General features: G+C 73.8%; 18 protein-coding genes. 4 read left to right on the top strand and 14 right to left on the bottom strand.

Annotation, left to right across the window (positions count from 1 at the left end; all coding sequences use genetic code 11):
• Positions 1–133 precede the first annotated feature (133 nt).
• The 3 genes from ACPYO6_RS01265 to ACPYO6_RS01255 are packed head-to-tail and all read right to left on the bottom strand — an operon-like array spanning position 134 to position 2690.
• Positions 134–976: a hypothetical protein gene (locus ACPYO6_RS01265; RefSeq protein ID WP_425713069.1), complete on the bottom strand. Its 843-nt coding sequence runs from the start codon at positions 974–976 to the stop codon at positions 134–136.
• The gene (gene hisB, locus ACPYO6_RS01260; RefSeq protein WP_425713068.1) at positions 973–1572 is read right to left on the bottom strand and encodes an imidazoleglycerol-phosphate dehydratase HisB; all 600 of its coding nucleotides are present in this window, start codon (positions 1570–1572) and stop codon (positions 973–975) included. The genes ACPYO6_RS01265 and hisB overlap by 4 nt, the downstream gene beginning before the upstream one ends.
• The gene (locus tag ACPYO6_RS01255; RefSeq protein WP_425713191.1) at positions 1569–2690 is read right to left on the bottom strand and encodes a histidinol-phosphate transaminase; all 1122 of its coding nucleotides are present in this window, start codon (positions 2688–2690) and stop codon (positions 1569–1571) included. Before ACPYO6_RS01255 ends, hisB begins: the two co-directional genes overlap by 4 nt.
• A 315-nt stretch (positions 2691–3005) precedes the next feature.
• Here ACPYO6_RS01255 and ACPYO6_RS01250 point away from each other — a divergent pair, with 315 nt between their 5' ends.
• The 3 genes from ACPYO6_RS01250 to ACPYO6_RS01240 all read left to right on the top strand — a co-directional run bounded on the left by ACPYO6_RS01250 (position 3006) and on the right by ACPYO6_RS01240 (position 6269).
• Positions 3006–3374: a DUF952 domain-containing protein gene (locus ACPYO6_RS01250; protein ID WP_425713067.1), complete on the top strand. Its 369-nt coding sequence runs from the start codon at positions 3006–3008 to the stop codon at positions 3372–3374.
• Positions 3375–3579: 205 nt separating this feature from the next.
• Positions 3580–5784 carry a RecQ family ATP-dependent DNA helicase gene (locus tag ACPYO6_RS01245; RefSeq protein ID WP_425713066.1) on the top strand — a complete coding sequence of 735 codons (2205 nt, stop codon included), beginning with the start codon at positions 3580–3582 and terminating at the stop codon, positions 5782–5784.
• Between the two features lie 53 nt (positions 5785–5837).
• Positions 5838–6269 (top strand): hypothetical protein, encoded by a 432-nt coding sequence (locus tag ACPYO6_RS01240; protein WP_425713065.1) that lies wholly within the window; start codon positions 5838–5840, stop codon positions 6267–6269.
• Positions 6270–6382: 113 nt separating this feature from the next.
• On the opposite strand, the gene hisD is transcribed toward ACPYO6_RS01240, so the two are convergent.
• Positions 6383–7732: a histidinol dehydrogenase gene (gene hisD, locus ACPYO6_RS01235; RefSeq protein WP_425713064.1), complete on the bottom strand. Its 1350-nt coding sequence runs from the start codon at positions 7730–7732 to the stop codon at positions 6383–6385.
• 189 nt (positions 7733–7921) lie between these two features.
• Here hisD and ACPYO6_RS01230 point away from each other — a divergent pair, with 189 nt between their 5' ends.
• Entirely contained in the window at positions 7922–8158 is a 237-nt protein-coding gene (locus ACPYO6_RS01230) for an RNA-binding S4 domain-containing protein (protein ID WP_425713063.1), read from the top strand.
• An 11-nt stretch (positions 8159–8169) separates the two neighbouring features.
• Here the strand turns inward: ACPYO6_RS01230 and ACPYO6_RS01225 are convergent, their stop codons facing one another.
• The 10 genes from ACPYO6_RS01225 to ftsZ all read right to left on the bottom strand — a co-directional run bounded on the left by ACPYO6_RS01225 (position 8170) and on the right by ftsZ (position 19709).
• Positions 8170–8940, bottom strand: a complete 771-nt coding sequence (locus tag ACPYO6_RS01225; RefSeq protein ID WP_425713062.1) for a hypothetical protein — start codon at positions 8938–8940, stop codon at positions 8170–8172.
• Entirely contained in the window at positions 8937–12497 is a 3561-nt protein-coding gene (dnaE, locus tag ACPYO6_RS01220; protein ID WP_425713061.1) for a DNA polymerase III subunit alpha, read from the bottom strand. Before dnaE ends, ACPYO6_RS01225 begins: the two co-directional genes overlap by 4 nt.
• A 222-nt stretch (positions 12498–12719) precedes the next feature.
• Positions 12720–13175, bottom strand: a complete 456-nt coding sequence (locus ACPYO6_RS01215; RefSeq protein WP_425713060.1) for a GNAT family N-acetyltransferase — start codon at positions 13173–13175, stop codon at positions 12720–12722.
• A 98-nt stretch (positions 13176–13273) separates the two neighbouring features.
• A complete protein-coding gene (locus ACPYO6_RS01210; protein WP_425713059.1) occupies positions 13274–14209 on the bottom strand; it encodes an RluA family pseudouridine synthase in 936 nt (311 codons plus the stop codon).
• Positions 14202–15500, bottom strand: coding sequence for a signal peptidase II (gene lspA / locus ACPYO6_RS01205; protein ID WP_425713058.1), 1299 nt, complete (start codon positions 15498–15500; stop codon positions 14202–14204). The genes ACPYO6_RS01210 and lspA overlap by 8 nt, the downstream gene beginning before the upstream one ends.
• A gap of 7 nt (positions 15501–15507) precedes the next feature.
• A complete protein-coding gene (locus tag ACPYO6_RS01200) occupies positions 15508–16266 on the bottom strand; it encodes a DivIVA domain-containing protein (RefSeq protein ID WP_425713057.1) in 759 nt (252 codons plus the stop codon).
• A 246-nt stretch (positions 16267–16512) separates the two neighbouring features.
• Positions 16513–16815, bottom strand: a complete 303-nt coding sequence (locus ACPYO6_RS01195) for a YggT family protein (protein WP_425713056.1) — start codon at positions 16813–16815, stop codon at positions 16513–16515.
• Positions 16816–16819: 4 nt separating this feature from the next.
• Complete coding sequence (locus tag ACPYO6_RS01190) at positions 16820–17365, bottom strand: cell division protein SepF (RefSeq protein WP_425713055.1); 546 nt, start codon at positions 17363–17365, stop codon at positions 16820–16822.
• Between the two features lie 60 nt (positions 17366–17425).
• Positions 17426–18292, bottom strand: a complete 867-nt coding sequence (locus ACPYO6_RS01185) for a polyphenol oxidase family protein (RefSeq protein ID WP_425713054.1) — start codon at positions 18290–18292, stop codon at positions 17426–17428.
• A gap of 10 nt (positions 18293–18302) precedes the next feature.
• Complete coding sequence (gene ftsZ, locus ACPYO6_RS01180) at positions 18303–19709, bottom strand: cell division protein FtsZ (protein WP_425713053.1); 1407 nt, start codon at positions 19707–19709, stop codon at positions 18303–18305.
• Positions 19710–19906 lie beyond the last annotated feature (197 nt).

The raw sequence follows: 19906 nt of genomic DNA, 5'->3' as shown, positions 1-19906 counted from the left end.
TGCGCGCCGAGTCGGTGCCCGCCTCGTCGGTGCGCGCCGAGTCTGTCCTCGCCCCGTCCGTGCTCGCAGGGTCGGTGCGCAACTCGTCGCTACCCGTCCTGTCGCCGGGCGTCGGGTTGCCGGTGGTCCCCACTCAGTCGCCCCGTCCGAACAGGCGGCGCTTGGGGCCGCGGCCGGTGACGTCGATCGCGCGGACCGCACCCTTGATCTCGTCGGGCGCGCGGCGGCCGAGCACGATGTCCTCGACCACGTCGTCGGCGTTGGCGAGCAGCAGGCCCGGCGGGACCTCCTTGCCCGGCTCGCCGGCGGTCCACTCGCGCGCGACGAGGTGCCCGGCGAGACCGCTCTCGAGTCCGGTGTCGACGCCGAGGTCGGCCAGGACGAGGACGACGCCGCGGCGCGTGATCGTCGACATCGCCGTCGCGAGCTCCTCGCCGGCGTTCTCGCTCGGCTCGGGGAGCGCGACCTCGGCGGCGTCGGCGGCGGTGAGCTCGGCGGTGCCACCGCTCTGGTCGTCGCCCGGGTCGACACTTCCCCGGTCGGCGCCCGTGTCGTTGCTCGGGTCCGCAGCGCCGGCGTCCGCGGCGCCGGCGTCCGCGGCGCTGACGTCCGCGGCGCCGCCCGCACTCCTCGCGTCGCGCGCCGTTCCGGCCAGCGGGTTCCGCCCGGCGGGAGCGTCACGACGAGCGTCCGCGCCGCCGAGCGGGTCCGCACCGGGCGCGGCGGCGTCGTCGTCGGGCATGGACGTTCCCGGCCCGGCGGGAGCGGAGGGGGCCTCGCCGAACAGCTCGGCGATGTCCCAGTCCGTGTGCTCGGCCTTGGCCGGCAGCGGGCGCGTGACGACGACCCCGGAGCGCGAGGGCACGGCCACGGCGTCCGTCATGCCGAGCTGCTTGCAGGCGGCGGCGACGACGTCGGGGCGCGCGAACGGCGTGAGCACGATCGCGAGCCGGTCGGGCGTGGCGGGCACGCTCACAGCGCGCCCTTGGTCGACGGGACGCCCGTGACGCGCGGGTCGATCGTCACCGCCTCGCGGAGCGCCCGGGCGAAGGCCTTGAACTGGGCCTCCACGACGTGGTGCGGGTCGCGGCCGGCGAGGACGCGCACGTGCAGGCAGATCGCCGCGTGGTGGGCGATCGACTCGAACACGTGCCGCGTGAGAGAACCGGTGAAGTGGCCGCCGATGAGGTGGAGGGCCTGCGCCTCGGACTCACCGGTGTGCACGCAGTAGGGCCGGCCCGAGACGTCGACGACGACGTGGGCGAGCGCCTCGTCGAGCGGGACGGTGGCGTCGGCGAACCGCGTGAGACCCACCTTGTCGCCGAGGGCCTGGCGCAGCGCCTGGCCGAGGCTGATCGCCACATCCTCGACGGTGTGGTGGACGTCGATCTCGATGTCGCCCGTGGCGCGCACCGTGAGGTTCATGCCCGAGTGCTTGCCCAGGGCGGTGAGCATGTGGTCGTAGAACGGCACCGAGGTGGAGATCTCGGTCCGCCCCTCGCCGTCGAGATCGAGCTCGACGAGCACCTGCGACTCGGACGTCGTGCGCTCGACGCGTCCCGTCCTGCTCATGACAGCACCTCTTCCAACGCCGCCCGGAAGCGGTCGTTCTCCTCGGGCGTGCCGACCGACACGCGCAGCATCCCCTGCGGGCCGACCTCGCGGATGAGGACGCCCCTCGACACCAGAGAGTCCCACACCGCGTGCCGGTCCTCGAAGCGGCCGAACATGACGAAGTTCGCGTCCGAGTCGGCGACCTCGAGCCCGCGGCCGCGCAGGTGGTCGACGAGGGCGTCGCGCTCGTCGCGCAGCAGCTTCACCTGGCCCATGAGGGAGTCGCGGTGGGACAGGGCCGCGAGCGCCGCGGCCTGCGTGATCGCGGACAGGTGGTACGGCAGGCGCACGACGCGCAGGTGGTCGACGAGCTCGCGCGCCGCCGCGAGGTAGCCCAGGCGCAGGCCCGCCATGCCGAAGGCCTTCGACATCGTGCGCGCGACGGCGAGGTGCGGGTGGTCCGCGAGCAGCTCGAGCGCCGACGGCGTGCCCTCGCGGCGGAACTCGCCGTAGGCCTCGTCGATGACGACGACGGTCGCGGTGGGGGTGTCGGCGTCGTCGGGGCCCGTGGGCGTGTCCGCGGGGCCCGTGGTCCGCGCGTGCTCGAGGAGCGCGAGGAGGTCCTCGGTGGCGAGCGCCGTCCCGGTGGGGTTGTTGGGGCTGGCGAGGACGAGGACCGCCGGGCGGTGCTCGGTCATCGCGGCGCGGGTGGCGTCGAGGTCGACCGTGAAGTCGTCCGCGCGGTCGACGGTGACGAAGGCCGTCTGGGTGTCGCGCGCGTACTCGGGGTACATCGAGTAACTCGGCGTGGCCGTCAGCATGGTGCGGCCGGCGCCGCCGTAGGCCTGGAGCACGTGGAGGAGGACCTCGTTCGACCCGTTGCCCGCCCAGATCTGCTCCGGACCGAGCTCGACGCCGGACTCGACGGCGAGATAGGCCGCCAGCTGCTCGCGCAGCTCGGGGAAGTCGCGGTCCGGGTAGCGGTTGAGGCCGGTCGCGGCGGCCTGGACGGCGCGGGCGATGTCCTCGGCGACCTCGGGGGCAGGCGCGAACGGGTTCTCGTTGACGTTGAGGATCACCGGCACGTCGATCCGGGGGGCGCCGTACGGGCTCAGGCCCGCGAGGTCGGGGCGCAGCGGGAGCCGGGCGGCGGGCGTGGTCGGCTCCGCGGCTGGCTCGGGGGTCGGCTCCGCGGTCGGCTGCCCGTCGTCGCCGGAGGTCGTGCTCTGGTTCGTTCTCACCACCCGATGGTAGGAACTCCGGGGCCCCGGTGGCACGCGGTCTCAGCGGCGGGCGGCCCTGGCGAGGTGGCCCCGACCACATGGGGTGGCGCCGACCACGCTCGGATCGAGACGTGGCACATCCTTTGCCCGCTAGCGGTGTCCGGTCTCACGAATCAGAGCCGCCGTGACCCCTCAAAAGGCGCTCGTCCCGCGGCTAGCCTGGCACTCGTGGAGCACATCTGGCACCTGGCGTACGCGGCGGACCTCGCTGACGCGCGTGAGACAGGGATGTATCGGATCTCTACGCGCGGCGCGACGCTGGAGTCGGTCGGATTCATCCACGGGTCCTACCCCGAGCAGCTCCCCGGCGTGGCGGCATCGGTGTACGCCGACGACCCCGAGCCGCTCGTCGTGCTCGTGCTCGACCCCCACGTGCTGCGCTCGTGCGGCCTGGACGTCCGCGACGAGCCGGACCCCGCCGATCCCACCGGCCCCGTCTACCCGCACATCTACGGTCCGATCCCGATGGACGCGGTCGTCGCCGTGCGGCCCGCGAGCCTCGACGCCGGCCAGCTCGTCGTCGGCGCGCCCGCCTGACGCGGGTCCCTTCCGGAGAATCCGCTCGAGCCACGCGTCCGACGTCGGACATCCCGCCGCGCCCCCGTCCGGCCATCGGTCCGGCGCCCGGTGCGCAGCCGCGGACCCACCTCGCCCGCGCCCGGCCTGCATCCCGGCGCACCGTCGTCCACAGCCCTCCCGAGCGACGCGCGCCCGTGTCCCACCGCGCACGTAGCGTGGCCGCATGACCTCGATCGACCCGGCCGGATCCGCGAGCCAGCTCGAGCATCCCGGCCCTCTCGACCACCCCGGTCCCCCGGACGCACCTGAGAATCCCGAGCTCCGCGACCAGGCGGAAGGTGTCCTCCGCGCGCTCGTCGGGCGCGAGGACGCACGCCTACGTGACGACCAGTGGCGGGCGATCGAGGCGCTCGTCGGGGGGTCGCGTCGGGTGCTCGTCGTCCAGCGCACCGGATGGGGCAAGTCGGCGGTCTACTTCGTGGCGACCGCGCTGCGCCGCCGCTCCGGCGCCGGGCCCACGGTCATCGTCTCCCCGCTGCTGGCCCTCATGCGCGACCAGATCGCCGCGGCCTCCCGCGCCGGCATCACGGCCGTCACCCTCAACTCCACCAACGTCCAGGAGTGGGACGAGGTCCACGCCGACATCGCGCGCGGCGCCGTCGACGTCCTGCTCGTCAGTCCCGAGCGGCTCAACAACCCGGCGTTCCGCGACCAGGTCCTCCCCCGGCTCGCCGCCGACGCGGGCCTCGTGGTGGTCGACGAGGCCCACTGCATCTCCGACTGGGGCCACGACTTCCGGCCCGACTACCGGCGCATCCGCACCCTCCTCGCCGACCTCCCGGGCGGGGTGCCCGTCCTCGCCACGACCGCGACGGCGAACGAGCGCGTGACCCGCGACGTCGCCGAGCAGCTCGGCGGCGCCGGCGAGGTGCTCGTGCTCCGGGGCAGCCTCGACCGGCCGGCGCTGCACCTGGGCGTCGTCGAGCTGGCGGACGACGCGGCGCGGATCGCGTGGCTCGCCGGCCAACTCCCTCGCTGGGACGGCTCGGGCATCATCTACGCACTCACCGTGTCCGCCGCGCACACCGTGGCCGAGCAGCTGCGCGCCGCCGGGCTCGAGGTCCGCGCCTACACCGGCCGGACCGAGCCCGCCGAGCGGGAGGAGCTCGAGGCCGACCTCAAGGCCAACCGGGTCAAGGCCCTCGTCGCGACGTCCGCGCTCGGCATGGGGTTCGACAAGCCGGACCTCGCGTTCGTCGTCCACCTCGGCTCCCCGTCCTCGCCGGTGGCGTACTACCAGCAGGTCGGGCGCGCGGGCCGCGGGGTCGACCGGGCCGACGTCGTCCTGCTGCCGGGTCGCGAGGACCGGGCGATCTGGCAGTACTTCGCCTCCCTCGCGTTCCCGCCCGAGGAGTCCGTCCGCACGGTGCTCGACGTCCTCGGCGACGGCCAGGTCCGGTCGACCCCGGTCCTCGAGACGGCCGTCGACCTGCGCCGGACCCGCCTGGAGACGATGCTCAAGGTTCTCGACGTCGACGGGGCGGTCCGGCGCGTGCGCGGCGGTTGGGAGAGCACGGGGCAGCCGTGGACCTACGACGCCGCGCGCTACGAGCGGGTCGAGGACGCCCGCCGCCGCGAGGCCGACGCGATGCTCGCCTATGCCCGGCTCGAGCCGCCCGAGTGCCGGATGGCGGTCCTGCGCACCCACCTCGACGACCCCGACCTCGAGCAGGGGTGGCGGTGCGGGCGCTGCGACCTGTGCGGCGGCATGGAGCTCGCCGCGACCGTGGACGCCGAGGCGGCGCAGCAGGCCCGCTCCGGTCTCGACCGCCCCGGCCTCGAGATCGAGGCGCGCCGGCAGTGGCCCTCGGGCATGGACCGCCTCGGCATCGACCTGTCCGGCAAGATCCCGCCGGCCGAGCGGGCCGAGACCGGGCTCGCCGTGGGCCGGCTCGACGGCGTCGGCCTCGCGGGGGCGCTGCGCGGCACGCTCGGGACGGGGGCGGCGGACGGCCCGGTCCCGCCCGAGCTCGTCGGGCCGCTGCGGCAGACCCTCACCGCGTGGGCGGCGGGGGCCGAGCCGGTCGCCGGGATCGTCGCGGTCGACTCGACGACCAGGCCCCAGCTCGTCCGCGACCTCGCCGTGCACGTCTCCCAGGTCCTCGGCGTCCCGGTGGTCGGCGCGCTCGTCCCGGAGCCCGGCAGCGAACCGGGCCGGCACGACGTCAACTCCGCCAGCCGCCTCGCCTCCGTCTCACGACGGCTGCGGATGGGGCTGTCCGAGGCCGCGCTCGCCGGGCTGCCCGGCCGCCGGGTCCTGCTCGTGGACGACTCGACGGACTCCGGCTGGACGCTGACCGTGGCCGCCCGGATGCTGCGGCTCGCGGGGGCGGACGCGGTGGTCCCGTTCGTGCTCGGGGTCGTCTAGCGCGCCACGGTCCCGGGCCGGCACAGCCCGCCCGGACCGTTAACCTGGCCGGCATGGCCCCCTCCCCATTGACGAGCTACGTCGAGCCCGACGCCGAGGTCACGGGGGCGAGCGAGGCGGACCTCGACCGGGTGGCCCGTGAGTACGGCCGCGCCCTGCCCGCCGACTACGTCGCGCTCATCACCACGCTCGGCGGCTACAACGGCGACCTCCTCGCGGCCGACGGCGCCCCGCTCCTGCAGTTCCCCGTCAACGACGCGGACGGCGTGCTCTCGGACTCCGGCTACGCGAGCATCGACGACCTCGACGGCATCTCGGTGGCCGGCACCGACGACTGGCGGATCGTCCTCGTCCAGCACGGCGACCAGGACCGCTACGCCCGGGTGGGGCTCGGCAGCGGCGACGTCGAGATCGTGTGGTCCGGGCGGTTCACCGACGTGCTCGACACGTACCGCGAGCGGGCTGCGGGCAAAAGGGAGGCATAGCCGCGGGGCGCGCCTCCCCTACTCCCCCGCCGGCCGCGCGGGGCAGACCAGCAAGCGTCGTGACCGGGTGAGCCCGACGGGCGTAGGCCGGGCCGCACCTCCCCTGCTCCGTGCTACTCCCCCGCCGGCCGTGAGGAGAAGCGCCGCACGTTGACGGCGTCCGCGTGCGCGGGCAGGTCCTCCGCCTCGGCGAGCGCGCGCAGGTGCGGCGCCTCGGCCGCGAGCGCGTCCTTCGTGTACTCGATGAGCTGGACCGGCCGGAGGTAGGCCATGACGGACAGGCCGGACGTGAACCGCGCGGTCCCGCCGGTGGGCAGGACGTGGTTCGAGCCCGCGAGGTAGTCCCCCAGCGGGACCGGCGAGTAGCCGCCGACGAAGATCGCGCCCGCGTTGCGGATGCGCGCGGCGACGGCCGGGGCGTCCGTCGTCTGGATCTCGAGGTGCTCGGCCGCGTAGGCGTCCGCCACCTCGATCGCCCGGTCGAGATCCTCGACGACGACGGTCGCCGACTGCGGCCCGCCCAGCGCCGTGGCCACCCGCTCGGCGTGCCTCGTGCCGGCCGCCAGCTGCGTCAGGTGCTCGTCGACGGCGTCGGCCAGGGCCTCGTCGTCGGTGATGAGGACGCTCGCGGCGGCCGGGTCGTGCTCGGCCTGGCTCAGCAGGTCGGCGGCGACGTGCAGGGGGTCGGCGCTCGAGTCGGCCACGACGGCGATCTCCGTGGTCCCGGCCTCGGCGTCGATGCCGACGAGCCCGCGGACGAGGCGCTTCGCAGCGGCGACGTAGACGTTCCCGGGGCCGGTGACGACGTCGACGGGCTCGGCGAGCACGTCCGCATCAGGAGTCCCGTCCTCCCCTGCCGCGCCGTGGGCGAGCAGAGCGATCGCCTGGGCGCCGCCGGCCGCGTACACCTCGGTGACGCCGAGGAGGGCGCACGCGGCGAGGATCGTCGGGTGCGGGAGCCCGCCGCGGTCGGCCTGCGGCGGGGAGGCGACGACGAGCTCCTCGACGCCCGCGGCCTGCGCGGCGACGACGTTCATGACGACGCTCGACGGGTAGACCGCGAGCCCGCCCGGCACGTAGAGGCCGACGCGGCGCACCGGCAGCCACCGCTGGTGGACGAGGCCGCCGGGGGTGATCTCGGTGGTGACGTCGGGCGGGACCTGCGCGGCGTGACCCGCGCGCAGGTGCTCGGCCGCGCGGGACAGAGCGGTGCGGACCGCGGGGTCGAGGGCGTCGAGCGCGTCGGTCAGTGCCTCGGCGGGGACACGCAGGTGCTCGGGGCGAACGCCGTCGAACCGTTCGGCGGCGTCCCGCACGGCGGCGGCGCCACGGGCGCGCACGTCGTCGAGCACGGGGGCGACGGCGGCGGCCGCGGCCTCGACGTCGAGCGCGGCGCGCGGCAGCGTGTCCGCCAGCTCGGCGCGCGAGAGGGTGCGGCCCCTGAGGTCGATTCGACGCAACATGGCGTCACTGTAGATCCGCGGGCAGCGCGGGGGCCGGGGCGATCGGGAGGCGGACCGTCGTGGTCGCGGGCCATCGTGAGTGTGGGCCGGCCTCGGGGGCGGATGCGGATGCGGATGCGGATGCGGATGCGGATGCGGATGCGGATGCGGGACGGTGCCGCCCCCACCCGTCCTGCGACAATGTCCGGCATGTCGCCCGTACCCATCGACGTCGTGGTCCGCGTGCCCGTCCGTCTCGGCCAGCTCCTCCAGCTCTCCGGCATCGCCGACACGGGCTCCGACGCCCGCACCCTCGTGGCCGACGGCGACGTCCTCGTCGACGGCACCGCCGAGATGCGTCGCGGCCGGCAGCTGACCGGCGGTGAGGTCGTCGAGGTGCGCCGGTCCAGAGGCGTCGAGGCGGTCCGTGTCGTGGCGGAGGACTGATCGCCCTCCCCTCAGGCCACCGGCAGCATCCGCCCGAGCTCGACCGCCGCCGCGAGGCGCTGGATCGCCCGCAGCGCGGGAGAGCGCACCTCGGAGGCCGGCAGCTCGTCGAACATCTCCGCGAGCTGGTCGAGGAACCCGAACCAACCGCCGAGGGCCGAGCGCACCTGGTCCTCGTCGGCGGCCGCATAGGTGAGGGTGAGCGCGACGCGGGGTTCGTCGTCGGAGGGGGTGGGCTCGTCGTCGGACGGGGTGGACCCGTCGTCGGAGGGGTGCGAGCTGTCGTCGGAGACGTCCGTCTCGTCGTCGGAGGTGATCGCCGGGTCCACGGAAGCAGCCCGCTCGACCTCCGTGATCTCGAGGCGGATCTCCGCCGGTCCCTCGCCCGCCGCGCGCCACTCGAGGTCGCACGACCGGCCGGGCTCGACCGCCACGACCGTCACCTCGGACGGGTCGCCCCTGCCGTGGTCGACGCGCACGGTGCCGGGCTCGCTCAGCGGGCCGTCGAGCTCGCCGAGCCACGTGGCCGTGTAGCGCGGATCGGTGAGCGCGGCCCACAGGGTGACCGGGTCGACCGACCACTCGCGTCGCTGGGTGAGAACGATCCGGGAGTCGGCGCCTTCGGCTCCGTCGACGCCACCAGCACCCCCGCCCTCCCGGCGCAGCGTCCCGAGCTCGCGCAGGTCCAGCCCGCCGAGCGGCTCACTCGCCGCCCCGCCCAGCGCGCCGCCCATGTCCCCGCCGGTCGACCCATCGGCCGCCCCGCTCGTCGCCGCGCTCACTGCGCCGCCACGCTTCCCAGGCAGCCCGGCCCGAGCAGGGCCTTGAGGTCGCCGTACAGCGCGGGCGAGGAGGAGACCCGGAAGCGGTCGGACAGCGACAGCACGGTGTGCACGGCGGCCCCCTCGACCACGACCCGGACCTCGGTGGACCCCGGGTGCTCGCCGAGCACCCGTCCGAGCCGGTCGATCATCGCCCCGTGGACGCGGTGCTCCGGCAGGTAGATCGTCAGCGGCCCGGTCCCGTCCTGCAGGGTGGGGATAGTCATCGAGTCGGCGACGACCTGGACGTTCTCATCGCGCACCGAGGCGCGCCCCTTGATCGAGACGATCGTGTCCTCCGACAGCGCGTGTGAGACGCCGATGTAGGACTGCGGGAAGAACATGACGTCGATCTCGCCCGAGAGATCCTCGAGCGTGGCGATCGCCCACGGGTTGCCCTGCTTGGTCAGCTTGCGCTGGACGCTCGTCACCAGCCCGGCGATCGTCACGCGCCTCCCGTCCACCGGGTTGTCCTCCGACGCGCTCACGAGGTCCGAGACGTCGGTGTCGGCGTGCTGACCGAGCGACCCCTCGAGACCGGCGAGCGGGTGGTCGGAGACGTACATGCCGAGCATGTGCCGCTCGAACGCGAGCTTCTCCCGCTTGTCCCACTCGGGCAGGTCGGGGATCTCGATGTCGAAGCCGACCTCGGCCCCCTCGACGGCCGCGAACAGGTCGAACTGGCCCACGGCCTCGTTCCGCTTGACGTCGACGACCGCGTCGACCGCCTCCTCGTGCCGCGCCACCAGCGCGCGCCGCGTGTTCCCGAGGGTGTCGAAGGCGCCGGCCTTGATGAGCGACTCGATGGTCCGCTTGTTGCACACCACGGCGGGCACCTTGTCGAGGAAGTCCTGGAAGCTCGTGAACGCGCCCTTCTCCTCGCGCGCCTCGATGATCCCCTTGACGACGTTCGCGCCGACGTTGCGGATCGCCCCGAGCCCGACCTTGATCTCGTCGCCGACCGGCGTGAAGTCGGCGGCGGAGGAGTTGACGTCGGGCGCCTGGACGGTGATGTTCATGTGCCGGCACTCGGACAGGTAGAGACCGAGGCGGTCCTTGTTCTCCTGCGAGTTCGTCAGCAGCGCGGCCATGTACTCGACCGGGTAGTGCGCCTTGAGGTAGGCGGTCCAGTACGACACGAGCCCGTACGCCGCGGAGTGCGCCTTGTTGAACGCGTAGTCCGAGAACGGCAGGAGCACGTCCCACAGGGCCTTGACGGCCGCCGCCGAGAAGCCGCGCTCGAGCATGCCCGCCTCGAAGGTGACGAACTGCTTGTCCAGCTCGGCCTTCTTCTTCTTGCCCATCGCGCGGCGCAGGAGGTCCGCCTGTCCGAGGCTGTACCCGGCGACCTTCTGCGCGATCGCCATCACCTGCTCCTGGTAGACGATGAGGCCGTACGTGGTGCCGAGGATCTCGGCGAGCGGCTCCTCGAGCTCGGGGTGGATCGGCGTGATCGGCTGCTGGCCGTTCTTGCGCAGCGCGTAGTTCGTGTGCGAGTTCGCGCCCATCGGGCCCGGCCGGTACAGGGCGCCGACGGCGGAGATGTCCTCGAAGTTGTCCGGCTTCATCTGGCGGAGCAGGGTGCGCATGCCGCCGCCGTCGAGCTGGAAGACGCCGAGGCTGTCGCCGCGCGCGAGCAGCTGGTACGTGCCTTCGTCGTCGAGCCCGAGGTGCTCGAGGTCGACCGGCTCCTTGCCGTTGCGCCCGATGTTCGTCATCGCGTCGTCGAGCACCGTGAGGTTGCGCAGGCCGAGGAAGTCCATCTTCAGCAGTCCGAGCCCCTCGCACGTGGGGTAGTCGAACTGCGTGAGGATGAAGCCGTCGCGCGGGTGGCGCATGACCGGGATGACGTCGGTGAGCGTGTGGCTCGACATGATGACGGCGCAGGCGTGGACGCCCCACTGCCGGGTCATGCCCTCGAGGCCGGTCGCCATGTCGTAGACCCGCTTGGACTCGGGGTCCGCGCTCAGCACGTTCCGGAACTCGCCGGCCTCGGCGTACCGCTTCGAGCTCGGGTCCTCGATGTCCTTGAGCGGGATGTCCTTGGCCATGATCGCCGGCGGCATCGCCTTGGTCAGCTTCTCCCCCATGGCGAACGGGTAGCCGAGCACCCGGGCGGAGTCCTTGAGGGCCTGCTTGGACTTGATGACGCCGTAGGTGACGACCTGGGCGACCCGGTCGTCGCCGTACTTCTCGACGACGTAGTCGATGACCTCGCCGCGCCGGCGCTCGTCGAAGTCGACGTCGAAGTCCGGCATCGAGACGCGGTCCGGGTTGAGGAAACGCTCGAAGATGAGGCCGTGGACGAGCGGGTCGAGATCGGTGATCCGCATGGCGTAGGCGACCATCGAGCCGGCGCCGGAGCCACGCCCCGGCCCCACGCGGATGCCGTTCTCCTTGGCCCAGTTGATGAAGTCGGCGACGACGAGGAAGTACCCCGGGAAACCCATCTGGGTGATGACGCCGACCTCGTACTCCGCCTGCTTGCGCACGTGGTCCGGGATGCCGTCCGGGTAGCGGTAGCGCAGCCCGCGCTCGACCTCCTTGACGAACCACGAGTGCTCGTCCTCGCCCGCCGGGACGTCGAACCGCGGCATGAAGTTCGCGCCGTCGGCGGCGGTCGTGAAGGAGACGTCGCACTGCTCGGCGACGAGCAGGGTGTTCCGCACGGCGTCCGGGTGGTCGGCGAACAGGTTCCACATGTCCTTGCTCGAGCGCAGGTGGTAGCCGGTGCCGTCGAACTTGAAGCGGTTGGGGTCGTCGAGCGTCGAGCCGGAGTTGAGGCAGAGCATCGCGTCCTGCACGGACTTCTGCTCGGCGGTGACGTAGTGCGAGTCGTTGGTCGCGAGCAGCGGCGCGTCGATCCGCTTGGCGAGCTCGAACAGCTGCGGCATCGTCCTCTTCTCGAAGTCGTTGCCGTGGTCCATGATCTCGACGTAGAAGTTCTCGCGGCCGAAGATCTCCTGGAGCTCTCCGGCGGCGCGGACGGCCTCCTCGGTCTGGCCAAGCCGCAGCCGGGTCTGGACCTCGCCCGAGGGGCAGCCGGTCGACGCGATCATCCCGTTGGCGTACTGCTGGAGCAGGTCGCGGTCCATGCGCGGCCACTTGCCCATCTGGCCGTCGAGGGAGGCGTGCGAGGCCATCCGGAAGAGGTTGTGCATGCCCTCGGTCGTGCGCGCGAGCATCGTCAGGTGCGTGTACGCGCCCGACGCCGACACGTCGTCACCCTTCTGCCAGTCCTCGCCCCAGCGCACGCGCGTCTTCTTGTCGAACCGGGAGGTCCCGGGGGTCACGTAGGCCTCGACGCCGATGATCGGCTTGATGCCCTTCGCCGTCGCCGCCCGGTAGAGCTCGAACGCGCCGAACACGTAGCCGTGGTCGGTGATCGCGACGGCCTTCTGCCCCTGCCGCTCGACCTCGTCGACGAGGGCCGAGATCTTCGCCGCGCCGTCGAGCATCGAGTAGTCGGTGTGGACGTGGAGGTGGGCGAAGTCCTGCTGCGCGGGGGTCGAGGGCATACCCACGATCGTAGGTTCGACCTCCGACGACGAGGGCACCGGTCCGCCGCCCCCGCGAGGTCCGCGGCGTGTCCCGGCGTGTCCCGGCGTGTCGTTCGCTGCCGCCGCTGGTTACTTCCGGTCAGCCGCCGCATGACCGGCTCCGTCGCCGGGATGCCGCTCAGCCGCTCAGCCGCTCCGTCGCCGGGATGCCGCTCAGCCGCTCCGTCGCCGGGATGCCGCTCAGCCGCCGAGCGTGAGCGCCATGTCCTTGTGCCAGATGCCGGCGTCGAGGTAGCGGCGCTCGGACACCAGCGCGTACCCGAGGCCGGAGTAGAAGCCGATCGCGTGCTCCTGGGCCTCGATGTCGACGCGGACGCTGCCGTCGGGCCCCAGGTGCTCCGCCTCGGCGACCGCGTGGAGCGCCTGCATGACGGCGCGGCCCGCGCCCGTCCCCCGCGCCGCGCGGAGCACGGCGACCCGGCCGATCCGCACCACGCCCGGGCCCTCGGGCAGGAGCCGGGCGGTCGCGACAGGGAGCTCCACGCCGTCCGCGCCGGTCGTCACGCCGAGGACGTGGACCGTGCCCGGGTCGGTGTCGAGGTCGTCGATCTCCTCCTCGCCGGGGACCTTCTGCTCCTCGACGAAGACCTCCCACCGCACCCGCCAGCAGGCCTCGAGGTCGGCGCGGTCGGTCACGCGTCGGACGGTGGTGGGCGCGTGGCCGGCCGGCTCGTGCGCCGCCGGTCCGGTCGCGGCCGGCTCGCTCCCGGCCTGCTCGCTTGCCGCCGCTCCGCTCACCGTCCCGCCTCGCGGAGGACCTCCAGGGCGGCCGCGAGGTCGTCCGGGTAGGGCGAGGCGACCTCGACGCGCGCGTCGGTCACCGGGTGCGCGAACGCCAGCCCGACGGCGTGCAGCCACTGCCTCGTCAGCCCGACCCGGGCGCCGAGCGTGGGGTCGGCGCCGTAGGTCGTGTCGCCCACGCACGGGTGCCCCACCGCGGAGGTGTGGACGCGGATCTGATGCGTGCGGCCGGTCTCGAGCCGGATCTCGAGCAGGGACGCGCCGGGCATCGACTCGAGCGTCTCGTAGTGCGTGATCGCGTCCTTGCCGCCCGTGACGACGGCCATCTTGTAGCTGTGCCGCGGGTCCCGGCCGACGGGCGCGTCGACGGTTCCCGCGCTCGGGTCCATCTGGCCCTGGACGAGGGCGTGGTACGTCTTGTCGACGGTGCGCTCCTTGAACGCCCGCTTGAGCACCGTGTACGCGCGCTCCGACTTCGCGACGACCATGAGGCCGGACGTGCCGACGTCCAGCCGGTGGACGACCCCCTGCCGTTCCGGCGCTCCCGAGGTGGACACGCGCCGGCCGGAGGCCGCCAGGGCGCCGACGACCGTGGGTCCGTCCCAGCCCGGTGAGGGGTGGGCGGCGACGCCCACGGGCTTGTCGACGACGACGATGTCGTCGTCCTCCAGCGCGATCGCCATGCCCTCGACGGCGGTGGGCGTCGGCGGACCGGGCGGTCGCTCGGGCTCGGGCAGCGTGACCTCGAGCCACGCCCCCGCGGTGAGCCGGTCGGACTTGCCGACGGGGGCGCCGTCGAGGAGCACGTCGCCGCCTGCCGCGAGCTCGGCTGCGCGCGTGCGGGAGAGGCCGAGCAGGCGCGCGATGGCGGCGTCGACCCGTTCGCCGGCGAGCCCGTCGGGCACCGGCAGCGACCTGACCTCAGGCACCGGGGCGCTCCGTGCCGTCCGCGGCACTGGCGTCATCGACCTGAGCGTCCGGCGCGCCCTCGGCCCGCTGGGCGGCCTCCGCCGCCTCCCGACGACGACGCAGCTCCCGTCGCGTGATCCGCTCGCCCGGGGCGGCGGTCACCGTCGGCGGGGCCGTGGGCGTGGGGGTGGGCGCCGTCGCGGCGGCGGCCGGGGTCGTCGCGCCGGGTGTCGAGCCCGACGACGACGTGGCACCGGCAGGGCCCGACGACCGTGCCGCCGTCGCAGCCGCTCGGTCGGACGCCGGGGCGCCGGTCGCCGCCGCGTCGTTCGTCGTCGTGCTGGTCGTCGTCGTGCTGGTCGCCGTCGTGCCCGAGGTGGCCGCGCCCACGTCGGTCGCGCCCGAACCGTTCGTGCCCGATCCGGTCGCGCTCGCCGCGCTGGCTCCGGCTCCTGTGCTGCCGGCGTTGCTCCCGGTACTGCCGGAGCTGCTCCCCGCGCTGCCGGTGGTTCCGGCCCCGAGGCGGCGCTCCCACCAGGCCTCGGGATCCTCGTCGTCGGAGGCCTGGGCGGTCTGTCCCGCCGTCGCGGCGACCAGCCAGTCGGGGTCGGAGTCGCCGTCGGCCGAGGAGTCGGTGGAGCCCGCCCCTGCCGACCCCGCGGCGCCCGCGCCGGTACCGGCGCTCGTCCCGGTCCCCGAGCCTCGGGCCGCGCGCGAGCCCCCGGCTGCACCGGCGGCCACGGTCGCGGTGTCGTCGTCGTGGCCGTCGCCCGAGTCGGCGTCGGAGGTCTCCCCCTCCTTCGCGTCCGACAGTCGCGTCCCGTCGATCTCCCGGCCCGTGAGGGCGAGCACGCAGATCATCAGCGCCGCCACGACGATCCCGATGTCCGCGACGTTGCCGACGAACCAGTCGTAGTAGGCGAGGAAGTCGATGACGTGGCCCTCGAACGGCCCCGGGTCGCGGAAGAGACGGTCGATGAAGTTGCCGACCGCGCCGCCGAGCAGGAGCCCCAGCGCGATCGCCCACGGCATCGAACGGAGCCGCCGCGCGTAGAAGAGGATGACCACGACCACCACGGCGATGATGAGTGTGAACAGCCAGGTCGTACCGCTGCCCAGCCCGAAGGCCGCACCGGGGTTGAAGACGAGGCGCAGGCCGAAGTATTCGCCGAGGAGCTCGATGCGGCGTCCGTCGGCGAGTTGGTCGAGCGCGATGGCCTTCGTCACCTGGTCGATGACGGCGACGGCGGCCGCCAGCCCCAGAAGGAGGGACAGCAGCCGCCGTGACGCGCCGGGTGCGGCGGTGCTCATGGGGCGGTCAGATTCCGCTCTCGCGGCTGCCGGTGCCACCCTCGACGGTGCTGAGGAGCTGGTTGAGGTAGCTCTTCAGACGCGTGCGGTAGTCGCGCTCGAACGTGCGCAGCTCGTCGATCTTCCGCTCGAGGAGCGAGCGCTCCTGCTCGAGCTGGGACAGCGTGCGGTTCGAGTGGGCCTCGGCCTCGCTGACGATCCGCTCGGACTCCGCCTGGGCCTCGGAGACGAGCCGCGCGGACTCGGCCTGGCCGTCGGCGACGTACTCGTCGTGCACCCGCTGGGCCATGGCGAGCATCCCGGCGGCCGAGTCGGGCGTGGTCGAGGCGGTGGCCGGCGCGGCAGCGGCTGCGGCCGGGGCGGCGGTGTCCGTGGCCTCGGGCTGCTCGGCGGGCGCCTGCGGCTCGGCGGTGGCGGCCGCGGCGTAGGGCTGCGGCGTGGCCGGCGGGGTGTCGTGCACGGAACGGCGGGTGGGCGCCGCGGCGACGACCGGCGTCTCCGCGGTGTCGTGGGTGGCGGGCTGCTCCTCGGCGTCTGCCTGGTCCGCGGCCGACGTGTCGGCCGGAGCCCCGGACGAGAGCTCCGCGACGCGAGCCTCGGAGGCCTCCAGGCGCGCCTTGAGCTCCTCGTTCTCCGCGTAGACGGAGCGGAGGGTGTCCACCACCTCGTCGAGGAAGTCGTCAACCTCGTCCTGGTTGTATCCCTCGCGGAACTTGGTCGCCTCAAACTTCTTGTTGAGGACGTCGTCGGCGCTGAGCAGTGCCATCTCGTCTCACCTCGATCTTGGTCGGTCGTGGCTGGACGCCACGCGCGTCCGCGCCCCAGATTACTCAGAGGTCGGCGGAAGCATCGGACGCCGGGCCGGAGCAGCCCGTGCGGGCGCGCCGGATCGGCGTGGTCGTTGCGCCGGTCGCGGACCGGCTCGGGGCCGGTCGCGGTCCGTTCGCCTCCCACTCTCGGGCCGCTCCACCGGCGCCGGCGTGGTCGACCTGCCCTCCGGGTCGACCTGCCCTCAGAGCAGGGCGACGGCGAGCAGCGGCAGCACGAAGCCTCGGAGCAGCTGGACGCCGAGGAACAGGATGATGAAGCCGAGGTCGAGGGAGACCTGGCCGATGCGCAACGGCGGGATGAACCGCCGGATGAACCGCAGCGGCGGGTCGGTCAGCCCGTAGACCAGGTTGGCGACGACGAGCACGAACCCCGTCGGCCGCCACGTCCGCGAGAAGATCTGCACGAGGTCGAGGACGACCCGGGCGAGCAGGACCAGCAGATAGAGGAAGAGGACGAGGCTCAGCGCGTCGAGGACGATCCGCACGTCGTCAGGCGCGGGCGAAGTCGAACCCCGAGCGGGGCGACTCCTCCTCGGCGTGCGTCACGGCCACGCTGCGGGGCGCGAGGATGAACGCGCCGGGCGAGACCTTCTCGAGCACGCCGCCGAGAGCCATGGCGAGGCCGGCGGAGAAGTCGATGAGCCGGCGCGCGTCGGCCTCCGAGATGCCCTCCATGTTGAGGATCACGGGGGTGCCGGAACGGTAGGCGTCACCGACCGCCGGCGCGTCGTTGTAGCTCGTGGGACGCATGGTGACGATGCGGGAGAGCTCGACGTCCACGGGGGCCTCCTGGCGGGCGGGTGCGAGGCGGGTGATGTGGGTGACCTCGGCGTGCCGCTCGTACGGCTCGGCCGGATGCTCGCGGGTCTCGTCGGCCTCGCGGCGGTAGTCGTCGGAGCGGCGCTCCTCGGCGGGGCGACGGTCCTCACGACGGCGGTCGGCCGGCTCGTCGTAGCCGCCCTCGCCCTCGTACAGGTCGTCCTGCGGCTCGGCGAAGGAGAGGTACTCCATGAACTTGCGCATGGTGCCGGGCATGGGGACTACTCCTCGATCGAGACGGCCGGCGGAGAGGTCGCTCCCGCCACGTCACAGACGCTAACTGCTGGAGGTCGGCGTGGCAGGTTCGACGCGCCGGGCGAGTCCCGCTCCGACCGTGACGATCCCCGCGAACCGCCCCGTGCGCCGCTCCCCCGCGTGGGTCGCGCGGCGGTAGGAGTACAGCGCCTCGTCCTCATAGGTGCAGGCGTGCTCGCGGGTCACGCGCGTGACACCGAGGGCGTCGAGCTGGGCGTGCACCGCGGCGGCGACGTCGAGCCCCGGCGTCCCGTCGCGGGTGGTCGACCCGGCCGCGGGGTGGACGGCCGCGACCTCGTCGCGCAGCGGCGCGGGCACCTCGTAGCAGCGCCCGCAGATCGAGGGACCGAGGTGGGCGGACAGGTCCGAGGGTGCGACGCCGGCGTCGGCGAGCGCCTCGAGGGCGGCCGGGACGGCCCCGGCGACGAGGCCCGCGCGGCCCACGTGGACCGCGGCGGCGGCGCGGCCGGCACCGTCGGCGAGCAGCAGCGGGACGCAGTCGGCGACCATGACGCCGACCGACACGGTCTCGCCCGCGCGCGGGAGCGCGACGAGCACGTCGGCCTCCCCGACCGTCTCGCCGAACGCCTCACCGGCGGTGGGGGCGGGCGTGTCACCGGCGGCCGTGGCACCGGCGCCCGCTCCGGCGACGATCCGCACGGCCGTGCCGTGCACCTGGGTCATCCACGCGACGGGCCCGCCGACGAGCTCCGTGACGCGCTCGCGGTTGGCCCGCACGTGACCGGGGTCGTCCCCGACGTGCGGGCCGAGGTTGAGGCCGCCGGACGCGGCCGCGGCCCACGGCGGCGTCGAGACGCCGCCGTGGGCCGTGGTGAACACGCCGTGCGCCGCCGGGCCGAGGTCGGCGGCGCGGACAGGGACAGACATGCGACTCGGTCTACTTGAGGAAGTCGGGGATGTCGAGGTCGTCGTCCCGGGTGTCGGTGTCCGGGAACACGCGCGGGACCCGGTTGCCGTTCGGGGCGGGACGCTGCGGACCTGCCGGGGCCGGGCGGCCCTGGTAGCCCTGCTGCCCCGGCTGTCCCTGGCCGCCCTGGTAGGCGTCCTCGGCCTGCCGCTGCTCGCCGCGGGCCTCCGCGAACCGGGGGTCGCCGTAGCCCTGCTGGGCCGGGGCGTCGCCGCGCTGCGCCTCGACCGGCTGGTCGGGCGCCTGGCCGGCGGCCTGGGCGGGCACCGGTGCGGGACGCTGCTCGGCCGGCGCCTGCTGCTCGAAGACCGGGCGGGACCCGGCCTGGGCGCTCTCGCGACCACGCTGGGCGCCCGCGTCGGCGTCGGCGGCGGGACGCACGGCGGCGAGCGGCCGGCGGTTGACGGTGGACTGGGCACCCGTGGGGCCCACGCCCTCGTCGAAGCCGGCGGCGATGACCGTGACCCGCACCTCGTCGCCGAGGGCGTCGTCGATGACCGTTCCGAAGATGACGTTCGCCTCGGGGTGCGCGGCCTCCTGGACGAGGCGCGCGGCCTCGTGGATCTCGAACAGGCCGAGGTCGGAGCCACCCTGGATGGAGAAGAGCACGCCGTGCGCGCCGTCGATGGACGCCTCGAGCAGCGGCGAGGAGATCGCCCCCTCCGCGGCGTCGACCGCGCGGTCGTCGCCCCGGGCCGAGCCGATGCCCATGAGCGCCGAGCCCGCCCCCTGCATGACGGACTTGACGTCCGCGAAGTCGAGGTTGATGAGGCCCGGGGTCGTGATGAGGTCCGTGATGCCCTGGACACCGGACAGCAGCACCTCGTCCGCCGCGTTGAACGCGTCGAGGATCGAGACGTTCTTGTCCGAGATCGAGAGCAGCCGGTCGTTCGGGATGACGATGAGCGTGTCGACCTCGTCGCGCAGCGCCTCGATCCCGGTCTCGGCCTGGAGCCCGCGGCGCCGGCCCTCGAAGCCGAACGGGCGGGTGACGACACCGATGGTCAGGGCGCCGAGCGAGCGGGCGATGCGCGCGACGACCGGCGCGCCGCCGGTGCCGGTGCCGCCGCCCTCGCCGGCGGTGACGAAGACCATGTCGGCCCCGCGCAGGACCTCCTCGATCTCCTCCTCGTGGTCCTCGGCCGCCTTCTTGCCGACCTCAGGGTCGGCGCCGGCGCCGAGCCCGCGCGTGAGGTCGCGACCGACGTCGAGCTTGACGTCCGCGTCCGACATGAGCAGGGCCTGCGCGTCGGTGTTGATGGCGATGAACTCGACGCCCTTGAGGCCCGCGTCGATCATGCGGTTGACGGCGTTGACGCCACCGCCGCCGATGCCGACGACCTTGATGACCGCCAGGTAGTTCTGCGGTGCTGCCACGTTGTTCCCCTCGTCCGTGCCTGACCTTCAACCTCGACTTGAAGGTGAGACTTCTGTCCTTGTCTGGCGCAGGGAAGGTAGTCGCGACGCGAGGGTTCATGGGGAGCGACGCGCCACGAGAATGACAACGGTGTCGTTCGACGTGCGGTGCGCGGGGCGTGGGGGTCGGAACCGCGCCCGGCACGACGTCGCGCCGG

It is taken from the genome of Georgenia sp. Z1344 (assembly GCF_049856295.1).
In the GTDB taxonomy this organism is placed as follows: domain Bacteria; phylum Actinomycetota; class Actinomycetes; order Actinomycetales; family Actinomycetaceae; genus JB111.
This window is presented reverse-complemented; position numbering and strand designations above follow the sequence as displayed.

Excerpts from the sequence above, each read along its gene's own strand:
- hisB (WP_425713068.1), bottom strand. The coding sequence starts at position 1,572 with ATGAGCAGGACGGGACGCGTCGAGCGCACGACGTCCGAGTCGCAGGTG.
- dnaE (WP_425713061.1), bottom strand. The coding sequence starts at position 12,497 with ATGCCCTCGACCCCCGCGCAGCAGGACTTCGCCCACCTCCACGTCCAC.
- ACPYO6_RS01245 (WP_425713066.1), top strand. The coding sequence starts at position 3,580 with ATGACCTCGATCGACCCGGCCGGATCCGCGAGCCAGCTCGAGCATCCC.
- ACPYO6_RS01200 (WP_425713057.1), bottom strand. The coding sequence starts at position 16,266 with ATGGCACTGCTCAGCGCCGACGACGTCCTCAACAAGAAGTTTGAGGCG.
- ACPYO6_RS01230 (WP_425713063.1), top strand. The coding sequence starts at position 7,922 with ATGTCGCCCGTACCCATCGACGTCGTGGTCCGCGTGCCCGTCCGTCTC.
- ACPYO6_RS01185 (WP_425713054.1), bottom strand. The coding sequence starts at position 18,292 with ATGTCTGTCCCTGTCCGCGCCGCCGACCTCGGCCCGGCGGCGCACGGC.
- lspA (WP_425713058.1), bottom strand. The coding sequence starts at position 15,500 with ATGAGCACCGCCGCACCCGGCGCGTCACGGCGGCTGCTGTCCCTCCTT.
- hisD (WP_425713064.1), bottom strand. The coding sequence starts at position 7,732 with ATGTTGCGTCGAATCGACCTCAGGGGCCGCACCCTCTCGCGCGCCGAG.
- ACPYO6_RS01190 (WP_425713055.1), bottom strand. The coding sequence starts at position 17,365 with ATGCCCGGCACCATGCGCAAGTTCATGGAGTACCTCTCCTTCGCCGAG.
- ACPYO6_RS01240 (WP_425713065.1), top strand. The coding sequence starts at position 5,838 with ATGGCCCCCTCCCCATTGACGAGCTACGTCGAGCCCGACGCCGAGGTC.